The organism is Falsiroseomonas sp. HW251, from assembly GCF_050563545.1.
Lineage (GTDB): Bacteria > Pseudomonadota > Alphaproteobacteria > Acetobacterales > Acetobacteraceae > Falsiroseomonas.
Window position 1 is genome coordinate 91,080 of sequence record NZ_JBNXUM010000007.1, and the last position, 13,599, is coordinate 104,678.

Annotated in this window: 14 protein-coding genes; 9 read left to right on the forward strand and 5 right to left on the reverse strand. The window is 71.4% G+C overall.

Annotated elements, in window-relative coordinates; all coding sequences use genetic code 11:
* Window positions 1-38: 38 nt before the first annotated feature.
* The 3 genes from ACLF3M_RS10345 to ACLF3M_RS10355 all read left to right on the forward strand — a co-directional run bounded on the left by ACLF3M_RS10345 (window position 39) and on the right by ACLF3M_RS10355 (window position 2,921).
* Complete coding sequence (locus tag ACLF3M_RS10345; RefSeq protein WP_430656838.1) at window positions 39-1,562, forward strand: right-handed parallel beta-helix repeat-containing protein; 1,524 nt, start codon at window positions 39-41, stop codon at window positions 1,560-1,562.
* Between the two features lie 93 nt (window positions 1,563-1,655).
* On the forward strand, window positions 1,656-2,516 hold the full coding sequence (locus ACLF3M_RS10350) for an SMP-30/gluconolactonase/LRE family protein (protein WP_430656839.1): 861 nt from the start codon (window positions 1,656-1,658) through the stop codon (window positions 2,514-2,516).
* A 228-nt stretch (window positions 2,517-2,744) separates the two neighbouring features.
* Window positions 2,745-2,921: a c-type cytochrome gene (locus tag ACLF3M_RS10355; RefSeq protein ID WP_430656840.1), complete on the forward strand. Its 177-nt coding sequence runs from the start codon at window positions 2,745-2,747 to the stop codon at window positions 2,919-2,921.
* 27 nt (window positions 2,922-2,948) lie between these two features.
* On the opposite strand, the gene ACLF3M_RS10360 is transcribed toward ACLF3M_RS10355, so the two are convergent.
* A complete protein-coding gene (locus ACLF3M_RS10360; protein WP_430656986.1) occupies window positions 2,949-3,170 on the reverse strand; it encodes an SDR family oxidoreductase in 222 nt (73 codons plus the stop codon).
* A 58-nt stretch (window positions 3,171-3,228) separates the two neighbouring features.
* On the opposite strand from ACLF3M_RS10360, the gene ACLF3M_RS10365 reads away from it, so the two are divergent.
* From ACLF3M_RS10365 to ACLF3M_RS10390, 6 genes are all read left to right on the forward strand, one after another.
* Window positions 3,229-4,140 (forward strand): DUF6282 family protein, encoded by a 912-nt coding sequence (locus ACLF3M_RS10365; RefSeq protein ID WP_430656841.1) that lies wholly within the window; start codon window positions 3,229-3,231, stop codon window positions 4,138-4,140.
* Window positions 4,141-4,222: 82 nt separating this feature from the next.
* A complete protein-coding gene (locus tag ACLF3M_RS10370) occupies window positions 4,223-5,779 on the forward strand; it encodes an ABC transporter substrate-binding protein (RefSeq protein WP_430656842.1) in 1,557 nt (518 codons plus the stop codon).
* Window positions 5,779-6,537, forward strand: a complete 759-nt coding sequence (locus ACLF3M_RS10375) for an SDR family NAD(P)-dependent oxidoreductase (RefSeq protein WP_430656843.1) — start codon at window positions 5,779-5,781, stop codon at window positions 6,535-6,537. Before ACLF3M_RS10370 ends, ACLF3M_RS10375 begins: the two co-directional genes overlap by 1 nt.
* A complete protein-coding gene (locus ACLF3M_RS10380) occupies window positions 6,534-7,310 on the forward strand; it encodes an N-acyl homoserine lactonase family protein (RefSeq protein WP_430656844.1) in 777 nt (258 codons plus the stop codon). Before ACLF3M_RS10375 ends, ACLF3M_RS10380 begins: the two co-directional genes overlap by 4 nt.
* Before the next feature lie 13 nt (window positions 7,311-7,323).
* The gene (locus ACLF3M_RS10385) at window positions 7,324-7,518 is read left to right on the forward strand and encodes a hypothetical protein (RefSeq protein ID WP_430656845.1); all 195 of its coding nucleotides are present in this window, start codon (window positions 7,324-7,326) and stop codon (window positions 7,516-7,518) included.
* A complete protein-coding gene (locus tag ACLF3M_RS10390) occupies window positions 7,515-8,903 on the forward strand; it encodes an amidase (protein ID WP_430656846.1) in 1,389 nt (462 codons plus the stop codon). Before ACLF3M_RS10385 ends, ACLF3M_RS10390 begins: the two co-directional genes overlap by 4 nt.
* A 34-nt stretch (window positions 8,904-8,937) precedes the next feature.
* On the opposite strand, the gene kdpC is transcribed toward ACLF3M_RS10390, so the two are convergent.
* Genes kdpC through ACLF3M_RS10410 form a run of 4 tightly spaced genes read right to left on the reverse strand, consistent with a single transcriptional unit; the run spans window position 8,938 to window position 13,569 of the window.
* Window positions 8,938-9,525: a potassium-transporting ATPase subunit KdpC gene (kdpC, locus tag ACLF3M_RS10395; protein ID WP_430656847.1), complete on the reverse strand. Its 588-nt coding sequence runs from the start codon at window positions 9,523-9,525 to the stop codon at window positions 8,938-8,940.
* A 3-nt stretch (window positions 9,526-9,528) separates the two neighbouring features.
* Window positions 9,529-11,598, reverse strand: a complete 2,070-nt coding sequence (gene kdpB, locus ACLF3M_RS10400) for a potassium-transporting ATPase subunit KdpB (RefSeq protein ID WP_430656848.1) — start codon at window positions 11,596-11,598, stop codon at window positions 9,529-9,531.
* 11 nt (window positions 11,599-11,609) lie between these two features.
* On the reverse strand, window positions 11,610-13,307 hold the full coding sequence (gene kdpA / locus ACLF3M_RS10405) for a potassium-transporting ATPase subunit KdpA (RefSeq protein ID WP_430656849.1): 1,698 nt from the start codon (window positions 13,305-13,307) through the stop codon (window positions 11,610-11,612).
* Between the two features lie 4 nt (window positions 13,308-13,311).
* Window positions 13,312-13,569: a potassium-transporting ATPase subunit F gene (locus tag ACLF3M_RS10410; RefSeq protein WP_430656850.1), complete on the reverse strand. Its 258-nt coding sequence runs from the start codon at window positions 13,567-13,569 to the stop codon at window positions 13,312-13,314.
* Between the last annotated feature and the right edge of the window lie 30 nt (window positions 13,570-13,599).

The following is a 13,599-nucleotide window of genomic DNA, read 5'->3' on the forward strand; positions in this document are numbered from 1 at the left end:
CGCGCGGTCCCGGCGGCCCATGCAGGAGAAGCATCGCCATGGCCGCAGGCCTTCTGAACAACAGCTACAACGTGCCGTCCAACGCCGTCTTCATCAGCGCCGGCACCAACATCCAGTCTGTCGTCAACCAGCACGGTGCCGGCACGACCTATGTCCTCGGCGCCGGCACCCATTACGGGCAGACCTTCTCGGTGCGCAGCGGGGACACCTTCATCGGCCAGGAAGGCGCGGTGCTCGACGGCAACGGCGCGGACCACGCCATCAACGGCTGGAACAACCAGAACGTCACCATCGCCAACATCCGCTTCACGGATTATGCGCCGTCGCCCAACGGCTCGGGTATCCTCGGCAACGATTCCAGCACCACGGGCTGGAAGGTGCTAGGCAACGAGTTCGACCACATCTCCAACGGCGCCGCGCTGCGCCTGGGCAACGGGATGCTGGTGCAGGACAACACCTTCCACGACAACCTGTCGAACGGCATCAGTTCCTGGAGCACTGCCAACTCCACCATCCAGAACAACGAGTTCTGGAACAACAACGCGTCCGGCAACTCACCCTTCAGCAACACCGGGGATGCCGCGGCGATCAAGATCACGCAGACCACGGGCACCCAGATCCTGGACAACTATGTCCACGACACCGCGAACGGCATCGGGATCTGGACGGACATCAACTGCGACAACACGCTGATCCAGGGCAACCTGGTCCAGCACAATGGCGCGATGGGCATCGCGGTCGAGCTCGACTACGGCTCCGTCCTGCGCGGCAATACGGTGGTCGACAACAACACCAGCAACTTCAGCGGCTGGGGCGGCGCCGGCATCTACATCTTCAACGCGCAGGACGCCGAGGTTACCGGCAACACCGTCGCGGGCAATGGCGGCGGCGTCTTCGTGTACGAGGAGGGCCGCGGCAGCGGCACGCAGGGCACCTGGGTGACCCGCAACGTCAACGTGCACGACAACACCATCATCGCCGACGAGGGGCCCACCGGAATCGGCGGCGGCGCGACGAATGACGGCTCGATCCAGTTCCAGGGCAACGACTACAACCTGTCGGGCAGCGCGAGCTTCTACTACGGCGGGTCGATCAGCGCGTCGCAATGGCAGGCGCTGGGCTACGACACGTCGGGGTCGAGCTACAACGCCTCCGCCGGCACGCCGGTCGCGCCGGCATCCCCGCCGACGGGCTCCTCCACCCCGCCGGCCCCGGCGGGCGACGGCAGCGCCAACACTCTGGTCCTGGAGATCTCGCAGGATGCCTGGCGCGGCGACGCGCAGTACACCGTCAGCGTGGACGGCGTGCAGCAGGGCGGCGTGCGCACGGCCTCCGCGCTGCACGGCAGTGGCGATGTGGACGTGGTGGAGATCAGCGGCGACTGGTCTAATGGCGAGCACAGCGTCTCGGTCGCCTTCGTCAACGACCTCTGGGGCAATACGCTGAGCGAGGATCGCAACCTCTGGGTGGAGGCGATCAGCTACGACGGCACCCGGATCGGCGGCGACGCCGTGCTCTACACTCAGAGCGCGCAGAGCTTCGGCTTCACCGACGTCCTGTGATACGGCGGCGGCGCGCGGTCCCGCGCGCCGCCACTGACTTGGCAAGGCGACGACGCTGCCGCAGTCTTCTCCCCTGGCAGGGAGGGCCCCCGCGTGCGGATCCTGGAAGCGGCGCCGCGCGCCGGCGTCGGCGAAAGCCCGGTCTGGGATGCGGAATCGCATCGTTTGTGGTGGGTGGATATCCGCGCTCCGGCGCTGCACCGCACCGATCCCGCGACCGGCACAACAGAAACCTGGCCGATGCCGGATGCGATCGGCTCCATCGGCCTCTGCCGCTCCGGCGCCATCCTGCTGGCGCTGAGATCGGGCATCCATCGCTTCGTTCCGACACGCGCCGATGCGCCGCCGGTGCTGGTCGCGCGGCCCCCCGGCGAACCCGCCCATAACCGCCTGAACGACGGCAAGGTGTCGCCGGACGGACGCTTCCTCGTGGGCTCGATGGACGACCGGCCGGAAAAGCTTCCCGTCGCAGCGCTGCACCGGCTCGATCCCGGCGGCGCCTGCACGCGGCTGGCGGAGGGCTACATCGTGTCGAACGGCCTGGCCTGGAGCCCGGACGGGCGCACGCTGTATCACTCCGATAGCCGCGCCTCGATCATCTGGGCCTGGGACTACGACGCGGCAACCGGCGCGATCGCCAACCGCCGCGTCTTCGCCCGACCCACCGAGGAGCAGGGCCGCCCCGACGGCGCCGCGGTGGATGCGGAGGGCGGCTATTGGAGCGCGGGCGTGTCGGCCGGCAGGCTCAACCGCTTCCTGCCCGACGGCAGGCTGGATCGCAGCATCCCCATGCCCGTGCGCGCGCCCACCATGCCCTGCTTCGGCGGGCCCGGGCTGAGCACGCTGTTTGTCACCAGCCTGACGCCGGCTGGTGAGGCGCATCCGGCCGACGGCGCCCTGGTCGTGCTGGATGTCGGCATTGCCGGCGCACCGGTCGGCCGCTTCGCGGACTGACCACCCCGCGCGGCGCGTCGGCCACGAAGGCTGAAGCGCTTGCGGTCACGGGCGAGGTGAACCCAGGCGTCGCGGTTCGTGATGGCGGCCCTGCCCGCCGCCAGCCTAGGATTCCACGGTTGACGCTTGGCTTGGCCTCGCTGGGCGCGGCACCGGCGCGTGCCGAGGGGTTGATCCGCATCGGGTTCATCGGCCGCCGCATCGCACCGGCCAGCCCCACCAGTCTGCTTGACGTGTCGGCGACGGAGCGTCTGGCTGGCCGGGACGGCCGCGAACACGCCAGACAACCTGCGACGCTGGATCGAGGATCCGCGCGCGCTCGATCCGCGCACCGCCATGCCGCCCACCGGGACGACCGGCGCGGATTCCCGCGACATCGTCGCCTTCCTCTACACGCTGCGCTGACAAAGCCGGCCGCCGCCGCGGCCGCCATCACATCCCGACGGATAGCCCGCCATCGACCATCACGGGGCCAGTGCCGAAGTCGCTGCCGGGCGAAAGCAGGAGCAGCGCTGCGTCCGCCACGTCCTCCGGCGTCGCCCGGCGGCAGAGCGGCGTGCGGGCGCGCGCGAAGGCGTCGAGAGCGGGCTCCCCCGCGGCGGCGCGCGCTGCGCGGGTCGGCGGCAGCCGCTCACCCTGCTGTCCGGCCGGCAGTCCCGTGCTCTACTTCGGCGGCGGCGGAGACGCCGCGCGCCGCGACAGGAGACCTGCGATGCCGTATTCGCCGCCCGGGATGCATCTGCTCAAGGGAGCCATCGACTGCCACGTGCATTGCGCGCCGCATCTGAACGGACGCTCTGTCAACGCCTTCGAAGCGGTGCGCCAGGCCGCCGCGGCGGGCATGCGCGCCATCGGCATCATGTGCAACTTCCAGAACAGCTCGGGCCTCGCCGCGCTCTGCAACGACGAACTCGGCCATCTCGGCGTGCATGCATTCGGCGGCCTGATCATGCAGCCGACCGCCGGCGGCGTGACGCTGGAAGCCGCGAAGGCCGCCATCGGCTACGGCTACGGGCCGGGCACCGGCGCGCGCTTCGTCAGCCTGCCCACGCACCACACGCGTCACGTCGCGACCGCGGAGGGCCGCAGCCCCGCCTTCCTCGAGACGACCTTCTGGGTGCCGCCCAGCGGCAAGGTGCCCGACCCCGTGCCGGCCATCATGGAGCTCTGCGCGGAGAAGGACGTCGTCTTCGACTGCGGCCATGTCTCCGGACGGGAGGCGGTGGCGCTGGCCGAGGAGGCGAAGCGCCGCGGCGTGACCAGGCTGCGCAGCCATGGCAGCCGCTTCACCGCGGAGGAGATCCAGGCCGTCGTCGCGCTCGGCGGCTATGTCGAGTTGTCCTTTTTCATCCTGACGCATGCGACGCAGGTCGGGCTGACGCATGTGGACGAGGAGAAGCACAGGATCACGGTGAGCGCGACGATCCAGGACTTCACGCCGAAGCTCCGTGCGGCCGGCGACCGGGCAATCGTATCGACCGATGCCGGCGTCTTCCTGCTGCCGCCGCCCGTCGAGGCCTTCCGGGAATACCTGCTGCTGCTGCAGAGCGAGGGTTTCACCGACGCCGAGCTGCGCCGGATGAGCGCCGCCAATCCCGCGGCACTGTTCGGACTACCGGAATAGGCCGGCGCCAACCTGGCGCGGGCGCGTTGACACCGCGCGCGCCCCGCGCGTGAATGCCGCGACGCCCCGAGGAGAGACCGAGATGCGCCTAGCCGTTGCCCTGCTCGCCAGCGCGCTTGCCATGCCGGCCGCCGCGCAGAACCTCACCATCGGCATGCAGACCGAGCCCGGCACGCTGGACCCGCAGTTCAACCTGCTGGGCTCCAACACCTCGGCGTTGCGCAACATCTACGACACGCTTCTCTCGCGCGATCCGAACCTGCAGGTGCGGCCCTCGCTGGCCGAATCCTGGCGCGCGGTGGACGAGACGACCTGGGAGTTCAAGCTGCGCCCGGGCATCCGCTTCCACGACGGCAGCCCGCTGACGGCGGAGGACGTGAAGTTCACCATCGATCGTGTCACCCGGGTCGCCGGCAACCCGAATTCCTACGCCACCTACATCCAGGGCATCCGAGAGGTGCAGGTGGTGGACCCGTTGACGGTGCGATTCCTTACCGACGGGCCGGTGCCGCTGCTGCCGACCAACATCAGCAACATCTTCATCATCTCCGGCACCAAGGGCGTCCGGACGACGCAGGAGTTCAACAGCGGCCAGGCCGCGGTCGGCACGGGCCCCTATCGCCTGTCATCCTGGCAGCCCGGCCAGCCCTTCGCGCTGGAGCGCAACGCCGAGTACTTCGCGGGACCGGCGCATTGGCAGCGCGTGACCTTCGGCCCGATCACCAATGACGGCGCGCGCGTCGCCGCGCTGCTGTCGGGCGACGTCGACTTCATCAACGGCGTGCCGCTGCAGGATGTCGCGCGGCTGCAATCTGGCCGCACGCGCGTCTATGGCGGCGCCTCGGCCTATGTCTACATGCTGTTCCCGGAGGTCGGTAAGGATCCGCTGCCCGGCACCCGCGACGCGCAGGGCAACGCGCTGCCGCGCAACCCCTGGCTCGACCCCCGCGTGCGAGAGGCGATGTCGCTCGCCATCAACCGCGAGGCCATCGTGGAGCGGCTGATGGAAGGCCGCGCACGCGTCGCGAACCAGGCAATCCCCGCCGGCTTCTTCGGCCATTCCGACCGCATCCCGCCCACGCGCTTCGACGCCGACCGCGCCCGCGCCCTGCTGCGCGAGGCCGGCTACGCCAACGGCTTCCAAACCGGCCTCGCCTGTCCCAACGACCGCTTCGTCAACGACAGCAAGATCTGCGAGGCGGTGGCCCAGCAGCTACAGCGCGTCGGCATCCGCGTGGACCTCTCCGCCCAGCCGCGCGCCACCTTCTTCCCGCAGCGCGCCCGCCGCGAATGGCCGCTGCACGCCGCGGGCTGGGGCAGCCTGACCGGCGAGAGCAGCTACTTCCTGACCAGCCAGATCCACACGCCGAACCGCGATCTCGGCCTCGGCGCGATCAACTACTCCGGCATCTCCAACGCGGAGATCGACACGCTGATCCAGCGCGGCCGCCAGATCCTGGACGACGGCCAGCGCCGCCGCGTGCTGGAGGAGGCGATGGAGCGCACCATCGCGCAGAACCTGGTGATCCCGATCCTGACCTTCGAGGCGATCTGGGCGGGCCGCGCCGACCGCGTGCGCTTCACCCCGCGCGCTGACGAGGAGACGCTGGCGATCGAGGTGCTGCCGGCAGCCCAGTGATGGGGGTCGCCATCGACCTGTCCGGCCGACGCGCGCTCGTCACTGGCGCGGGAACGGACGGGATCGGGCGCGCCACGGCGATGCTGCTCGCGCGGGCCGGCGCGCGCGTCGCGGTGCATCACCTCGATGAGGGCGCGGCCGCCGCCGCGCTGGCGGCGGAGACCGGCGGCATCGCGCTGCAGGCGGACCTGTCCGACGTCGCAGCCGCCGCCGCACTGCCAGGCCGCGCGGCATCCGCGCTGGGCGGGCTCGACATCCTCGTCAGCAATGCCGGCGCGCTGCTGCGCAAGCCTCTCGCCCAGACCACGGATGCCGAGTTCGCGCGCATCCACGCCATCAACCTCGGCGCCGGCTTCGCTGTGGCCCGGGAAGCCGCGGCGCTGATGGGCGCGGGCGGGCGGATCGTCTTCACCTCCTCGGTCAACCAGTGGATGCCCAATCCCGGCCTCGTCGCTTACGGCTCGTCGAAGGCGGGGCTCGGCGGGCTGGCACGGCAGCTCGCGCTCGAACTCGCGCCGGCCGGCATCACGGTGAACGCCGTCGCCCCCGGCACGATCGAGACCGACCTCAACCGCGCCGCGCGGGAGGAACCGGGCTGGCGGGATCGGAAGCTCGCGCTGATCCCGGCCGGCCGCACCGGCCTGCCGGAGGATGTCGCCGGCGCAATCCTGTTCCTGTGCAGCGGCTTTGCGGACTATGTCACGGGCACGACGCTCGCCGTGGACGGCGGCCTGTCGCTGATGGGGCAGCGCGCGTGACGTGGGAGGTGCATGCGCTGCGCTATGCCCAGGATGACGGGCGGCGCGCCTTCCAATGGTTCCTGGGCGGGTCTGGCGGCGACGCGCCGATGCCGATCGCCTACCACGCCTTCATCCTGCGCGGGCCGGACGGCATCGTCGTTATGGACACCGCAGCCGACGCGGCGCGCTGCGCGCGCTACGGCAAGGCGGGTTTCCGCGCGCTCGAGGAGGCGCTGGCCGTGCTCGGCACCGCACCGCGCGACGTCCGCATCGTGCTGCAGACGCATCTCCATTGGGACCATGCCGGCCAGCCCGGCCTGTTCCCCGCCGCGACCTTCCACCTGCAGGCGCGCGAGATGGCGCATGTCACCGGCCCGGCCATGCGCCATGCCGTGCTGCGCGCGGGCTACGAAACCGAGGACATCGCCGCCGCGACGGCGCTGCTCCACGCCGGCCGCCTGGTGCTGCACAAGGGCGAGGTGCGGCTGGCCGAGGGCCTGACGCTGCATCATGTCGGCGGCCACACCGACGGGCTGCAGGTCGTGCGGGTGCGCACGCGACGCGGCTGGATGTGCCTGGCGACCGACGCCGTCGCGCACCGCGTCAACCTCGATCGCCGCATCCCCTTCCCCGCCGTCTTCCATGTCGGCGATGCGCTGGACGCCTTCGACACCGTCCTGGCGCTGGCCGACGACCCCGCGCTGGTCATCCCCGGCCACGATCCCTGGGTGACGGAGGCGCACCCCGCCTCCGCCCCGGGTACGGCAGGTTGGCTCGCGCGGCTCGACTGAACGGACACCGACCATGGCCGATCCAATTCCCGAACCCGTCTTCGACGCGCTGATGGCGCGCGCCGGCATCACGCTCGATCCGGAAGGCCGCGCGAGCGTGCTCGGCGCGTCCAGCCTCTTCATGGCGCTGATCGAGCGCCTGCACACGCCGGGCAGCGTCGCGGTCGAGCCCGCCCCCGTCTTCGCGCCGCGCCGGGACGGCAAATGACCGCGATCCCCGGCAGCCTGTCCGAGGCAGCGCGGCTGATCGCCGCGAAGGCGCTTTCGCCGGTCGAGTTGACCCGCGCCGCGCTGGCGCGCGCCGAGGCGCTGAACCCGCGCCTGCACGCCTTCCTCCGCATCACCGGCGACGTCGCGCTGCGCCAGGCGCAGGAGGCCGAGGCGCGCCAGATGACCGGCACGCTGCGCGGCGCGCTGGACGGCATCCCCGTCGCGCACAAGGACATCTACGAGACCGCGGGCATCCCGACCACGGCGAATTCGCGCATCCTGATCGACCACGTCCCGGCGCGCGACGCCGCGGCGGTCGCATCCTGGGCGACGGCGGGGGCGGTGATGATCGGCAAGCTCGCGACGCATGAATTCGCGAGCGGCGGCCCGTCCTTCGACCTGCCCTGGCCGCCGCCGCGCAATCCCTGGGACACGACGCGGTCCACCGCCGGCTCTTCCTCCGGCACGGGCGCTGCCGTGGCCGCGGGAATCATCCTAGGCGGCACGGGATCGGACACCGGCGGCTCCATCCGGCTGCCCGCGGCCTGGTGCGGCATCGCCGGGGTGAAGCCGACCTACGGCCTGTGCAGCCGCCGCGGCGTGTTGCCGCTGTCGCACAGCATGGACACGGTCGGGCCGATGGCCTGGACAGTGGAGGATTGCGCGATCCTTCTGCAGGCCATGGCGGGCCACGACGCGGAGGATCCGTCCTCCGCCGACCGCCCCACGCCCGACCTGCTGTCGGGCCTTCGCCACGGCGTGCGCGGCCTACGGATCGGCGTCGTCCGGCACTTCCACGAGGACGAGCTGCCGGCGAGCCCCGCGGTGCGCGCCGGCATCGAGCGACTGTTGGCGGTGCTGCGAGGCGAAGGCGCCGAGATCCGCGAGGTGACGCTGCCGCCGCTGCGCGAATTCCACGCCGCGGGCTGGGTGGCGCTGATGGCCGAGGCCCTGGCGATCCACCAGCCCTGGCTGCAGACCCGCTTCCGGGATTACGGCCGCATCCTGCGCGAACGCCTTTCCATCGCCGCGCTCATCACCGGCGCCGACTACGTCCAGGCGCAGCGCCGCCGGCGCGAACTCTGCGACGCCGTGGCGGCGGCGATGCGCGACTGCGACCTGCTGATCACCGCGGGCCAGCCGGCGGAGGCGCCGCCGATCGAGAGCCTCGGTACCTGGGCGACGCTGCAGGGGCCGAACCTGACCGTGCCGTTCAACTTGACGGGCCAGCCCGTCGTATCGGTCTGTACGGGCTACGGCGAGGGCGGGCTGCCCGTCGGCGCGCAGATCGTCGCGCGCCCCTTCGAGGACGCGCTGGCGCTGCGCGCGGGCCACGCCTTCGAATGCGCGACCGCCGGGGAGCGCCGGAGGCCGCCGATCTAGCCGGCGCGTCGCCGACCTGTCCTGCCGCACGCGATCATCGCAACGCGTCGAGCGCGAGATTGAGGCGCAGGACGCTGACGCGCGTCTCGCCGAGCAGGTTGAACTCGCGATCCTCCGTGTGCTGCGCGACCAGCGCCGCGACGCGCGCCTCCGGCAGGCCCCGCTGGCGCGCGACCCGGGCCACCTGCCGCGCCGCATTCTCCGGGCTGATGTGCGGGTCGAGGCCAGAGGCCGAGGCGGTCGCGGCATCGGCGGGCAGCGTCGCGCTGCCGGAGGCCACGACGCGCGCCCTGACCGCCTCCAGCAACGCCGCGGAGGTCGGGCCGAGCTGGGAGGCTGCGGAGGACGCCGCGTTGTACGGAGCGGCCCTGGTTCCGCCGTCGTTGTCCGGATCGGCCTCGGTCGTCGCGGACGGACGCGGGTGGAAGTAGCGCGCCGAGGTGACGTTCTGGCCGATCAGGGAAGAGCCGATCACCCTGCCGTCCCGCTCGACCAGGCTGCCGCCGGCCTCGGTCGGGAGGACGAGGGTGGCCAGGCCCGTGAAGGCCAGCGGCACGGCAAGGCCGAGCAGCAGCGTGAACAGGGCGACGACGGCGATGGCCGGGCGGACGATGGCGGTCATGGGTCAGGCGAGCCCCAGGAAGGTGATGATCACGTCGATGATCTTGATGCCGAGGAATGGCGCGGCGATGCCGCCCAGCCCGTAGATCAGCAGGTTCCGGCGCAGCAGCGCCGACGCGCCCACCGGCACGTAGCGCACGCCGCGCAGCGCCAGCGGCACGAGCGCCACGATGATCAGGGCGTTGAAGATCACCGCCGACAGAATCGCGCTTTCCGGCGAGGCCAGCGCCATCACGTTCAGCGCCCCGAGTTCCGGGTAGGACGCCACGAAGATTGCCGGCAGGATGGCGAAGTACTTCGCAACGTCGTTGGCGATGGAGAAGGTGGTCAGCGCGCCGCGGGTGATCAGCAGCTGCTTGCCGATCTCCACGACCTCGATGAGCTTGGTGGGGTCGCTGTCGAGGTCCACCATGTTGCCGGCCTCGCGCGCCGCCTGCGTGCCCGTCTGCATCGCCAGCCCGACATCGGCCTGGGCCAGGGCCGGCGCATCGTTGGTGCCGTCGCCGGCCATGGCGACCAGCCGCCCCTCGGCCTGGGCCTTGCGAATGTAGGCGAGCTTGTCCTCGGGCGTGGCCTCCGCGATGAAGTCGTCCACGCCAGCCTCCGCGGCGATGGCGGCGGCGGTCAGGCGGTTGTCGCCGGTGACCATCACGGTGCGGATGCCCATGCGGCGCAGCGCGTCGAACCGGGCGCGCATGCCGGTCTTGACGATGTCCTTCAGCTCGATCGCGCCGAGCAGGCGCCCGTCCTTCGCCACGGCGAGCGGGGTACCGCCGGCGCGGGCGATGCGGTCCACCGCCGCGCGAAGCTCGGCCGGCGAGTCGCCACCCACCGATCGCAGCAGGGCGTCCACCGCACCCTTGCGGTAGCTCCCCTGCGGCAGGTCGAGCCCGGAGATGCGGGTCTGCGCAGAGAAAGGAACCGCGCGCGCGCCGACGGGCAGCGCCTTCGCCGCGATGCCGAAGCGATCGCGCGCGAAGCCGAGGATGGACCGGCCCTCCGGCGTCTCGTCGGCCAGGCTCGACAGCACGGCGGCCTCCGCGACCTCGCGCTCCGTCACGCCGGGCACGGGGACGAAGCCCGCCGCCTGGCGGTTGCCCAGCGTGATCGTGCCTGTCTTGTCGAGAAGCAGCACGTCCACGTCGCCGGCGGCCTCCACCGCGCGGCCGCTGGTTGCCAGCACGTTGAAGCGCACCAGCCGGTCCATGCCGGCGATGCCGATGGCCGACAGCAGGCCGCCGATCGTCGTCGGGATCAGCGTGACCAGCAGCGCCGCCAGCACGGCGACCGAAGGAGGCTGGCCATTCCAGCTCGCCAGGCCGACCAGCGACGCGACCGCGATCAGGAAGATGATCGTCATGCCGGCCAGCAGGATGTCGAGCGCGATCTCGTTCGGTGTCTTCTGCCGGTTCGCGCCCTCGACCAGGCGGATCATGCGGTCGAGAAAGGTCGAGCCCGGGGCGGCGGTGATCCGCACCACGATCCAGTCGGAGACGACGAGCGTGCCGCCGGTGACGGCGCTGCGGTCGCCGCCGCTCTCGCGGATCACGGGCGCGGATTCGCCCGTGACCGCCGCCTCGTTCACACTGGCGATGCCATCCGTTACCTCGCCGTCGGAGGGGATGAGGTCACCGGCCTCGACCAGCACCAGGTCGCCGGCGTGCAGCTCCGTCGCCGCGCGGGGCTGCCACAAGCTGCGGTCGTCGCCGCGCAGCAGCAGCTTCGCCTGCGTCTCCGTGCGTGCCCGGCGCAGGCTGTCGGCCTGGGCGCGGCCGCGTCCCTCCGCCACCGCCTCGGCGAAGGTGGCGAACAGCACCGTCAGCCAGAGCCAGAGCGCGATCCCGGCCTGGAACGTCCAGGGCTGCCCGAGCGCCAGGGCGCGCACGGCCAGGACCGCGACCAGGATCGCGACGACCTCCGTGACGAAGATCACGGGATTGCGCAGCAGGCGGCGGGGGTCGAGCTTCGCGACCGCGTCCACCGCGGCTCGGCGGAGGATGGGGCCGGACAGCAGGGCGCCGCCGCGCGCCGCGCGGCGGGCCTGCCCGGCCGGAACGGGTACTGTCATGTCCATGATGCGGGACCTCAGAAGGTCTTGCCGGCGGCTAGCACGAAGTGCTCGGCGACCGGGCCGAGGGCGAGGGCGGGCATGAACTGCAGCCCGCCGAGGATCAGGATCACGCCGGCGAGCAGCCCGGCGAAGAGCGGCCCATGCGTCGGGAAGGTGCCCGCCGAGGCCGCGAGCTTCGGCTTCGCCGCGATGCTGCCGGCGATCGCCATCATCGGCACGATGTAGGCGAAGCGGCCGAGCACCATGGCGATGCCGAGCGTGACGTTCATCCAGGGCGTGTCCGCGGTCAGCCCGCCGAAGGCCGAGCCGTTGTTCCCGGCCGCCGAGGAATAGGCGTAGAGCATCTCGGTCAGTCCGTGCGGCCCCTGTTCCTGGATCGACGCCGCCGCCACCGGCAGCACGACGGAGATCGCGGTGAAGCCGAGGACCGCGGCCGGCAGCACCAGCACGGCGAGCATCGCGAGCTTGATCTCGCGCGCCTGCACCTTCTTGCCGAGGTATTCCGGCGTGCGCCCGACCATCAGCCCCGCCACGAAGACCGCGAGCAGCACGAAGACGATCATGCCGTAGAGGCCGGATCCGACGCCGCCCGGCAGCACCTCGCCGAGCTGGATCAGGAACAGCGGCACGAGGCCGCCGATCGGCGTGAAGCTGTCGAACATCGCATTCACCGCGCCGTTCGACGCGCCGGTGGTCGTCGCGGTGAACAGAGCGACGAGCGCCTGGCCGAAGCGAACCTCCTTGCCCTCCATGTTGCCGAGCGCGGGATCGACGCCGGCGGCAAGATGCAGCGGGTTGCCGCCGGCCTCGGCGGCGTAGACGATCGCGGTGCCGGCGACCACGAAGCCCAGCATCACCGCCAGCAGCGCCCAGCCCTGGCGGCGGTCGCGCACGACGTGCCCGAAGGTGAGCGCGAGCGCGAAGGGGATCACCTGGTGCGACCAGATCTGCAGCGCGGTCGCCAGCGCCGACGGACCCTCGAAGGGATGCGCCGAGTTCACGCCGAAGAACCCGCCGCCATTGGTGCCGAGATGCTTGATGGCGACCTGGAAGGCAACGGGACCGAGCGGGATGGTCTGCGTCGCGCCGTCCAGCGTCGTCGCCTCGACATGGGGCGCCAGCGTCTGCGGCATGCCCATCGCGACGAAGGCAAGCCCCACGGCCAGCGCCAGCGGCAACAGGACATAGAGGGTCAGCCGCACGAGATCGGCCCAGAAATTCCCGAGCTCCTTCAGCCCGCCGCCGGCGAAGGCCCGGCAGAGGGCGAGCGCCAGCGCCATGCCGGTCGCGGCGGAGAGGAAGTTCTGCACCGCCAACCCCGCCATCTGGCTGAGGTACGACATCGCGGCCTCGCCGCTATAGGCCTGCCAGTTCGTGTTGGTGACGAAGCTGATCGCGGTGTTGAAGGCGAGCCAGGGCGAAACGCCCTCGACGCCCTGCGGATTGAGCGGCAGCACGCCCTGCAGCCGGAGGATCGCATACAGGACGAGGAAGCCGGCCGCGTTGGCCGCCAGCATCGCGAGCGTATAGGCCTTCCAGCCCATGCCGCGCGTCGGGCCGATGCCGCCGGCCGCGTAGATCGCGCGCTCGAGCGGCGCGAGGAAGCTGACGCGCCCGGCCGCCACAGCGGCAATATAGAGCGAGAGCGGGATGGCGGCCGCCAGGATGGCCGCGAGCACGAGCGCGATCTGCGCCCAGCCGTTCAGCGTCATGGGATCAGAGACCCTCGGGGCGCAGCAGCGCCCACAGTAGGTAGAGCAGGAGGCCGGCGGTCACGACGCCGCCGAGAACGAGTTCGGCCACCGCGGTCACACCCGCTCGCAACCCGCCGCGTAGGCCGCCATCAGGCCGAACAGGCCGGCGCCCAGCGCCAGCAGGAGAATGTCGAGCATGCGTGGCTCCCGTCCGAAGGATCGGGGAGGGAGTAGGCCCGGGGCGCGTAAAGGCTCCATGCGGGATCCGGGCCGCCCGCATAAAGACGGTGTAAAGACACGGGCGGCGGCG

Bases quoted from the DNA above. Each gene is read 5' to 3' on its own strand.
- ACLF3M_RS10345 (WP_430656838.1), top strand. From the start codon at position 39: ATGGCCGCAGGCCTTCTGAACAACAGCTACAACGTGCCGTCCAACGCC.
- ACLF3M_RS10365 (WP_430656841.1), top strand. From the start codon at position 3,229: ATGCCGTATTCGCCGCCCGGGATGCATCTGCTCAAGGGAGCCATCGAC.
- ACLF3M_RS10370 (WP_430656842.1), top strand. From the start codon at position 4,223: ATGCGCCTAGCCGTTGCCCTGCTCGCCAGCGCGCTTGCCATGCCGGCC.
- ACLF3M_RS10375 (WP_430656843.1), top strand. From the start codon at position 5,779: ATGGGGGTCGCCATCGACCTGTCCGGCCGACGCGCGCTCGTCACTGGC.
- ACLF3M_RS10385 (WP_430656845.1), top strand. From the start codon at position 7,324: ATGGCCGATCCAATTCCCGAACCCGTCTTCGACGCGCTGATGGCGCGC.
- ACLF3M_RS10390 (WP_430656846.1), top strand. From the start codon at position 7,515: ATGACCGCGATCCCCGGCAGCCTGTCCGAGGCAGCGCGGCTGATCGCC.
- kdpC (WP_430656847.1), bottom strand. From the start codon at position 9,525: ATGACCGCCATCGTCCGCCCGGCCATCGCCGTCGTCGCCCTGTTCACG.
- kdpB (WP_430656848.1), bottom strand. From the start codon at position 11,598: ATGGACATGACAGTACCCGTTCCGGCCGGGCAGGCCCGCCGCGCGGCG.
- kdpA (WP_430656849.1), bottom strand. From the start codon at position 13,307: ATGACGCTGAACGGCTGGGCGCAGATCGCGCTCGTGCTCGCGGCCATC.
- ACLF3M_RS10410 (WP_430656850.1), bottom strand. From the start codon at position 13,569: ATGCGGGCGGCCCGGATCCCGCATGGAGCCTTTACGCGCCCCGGGCCT.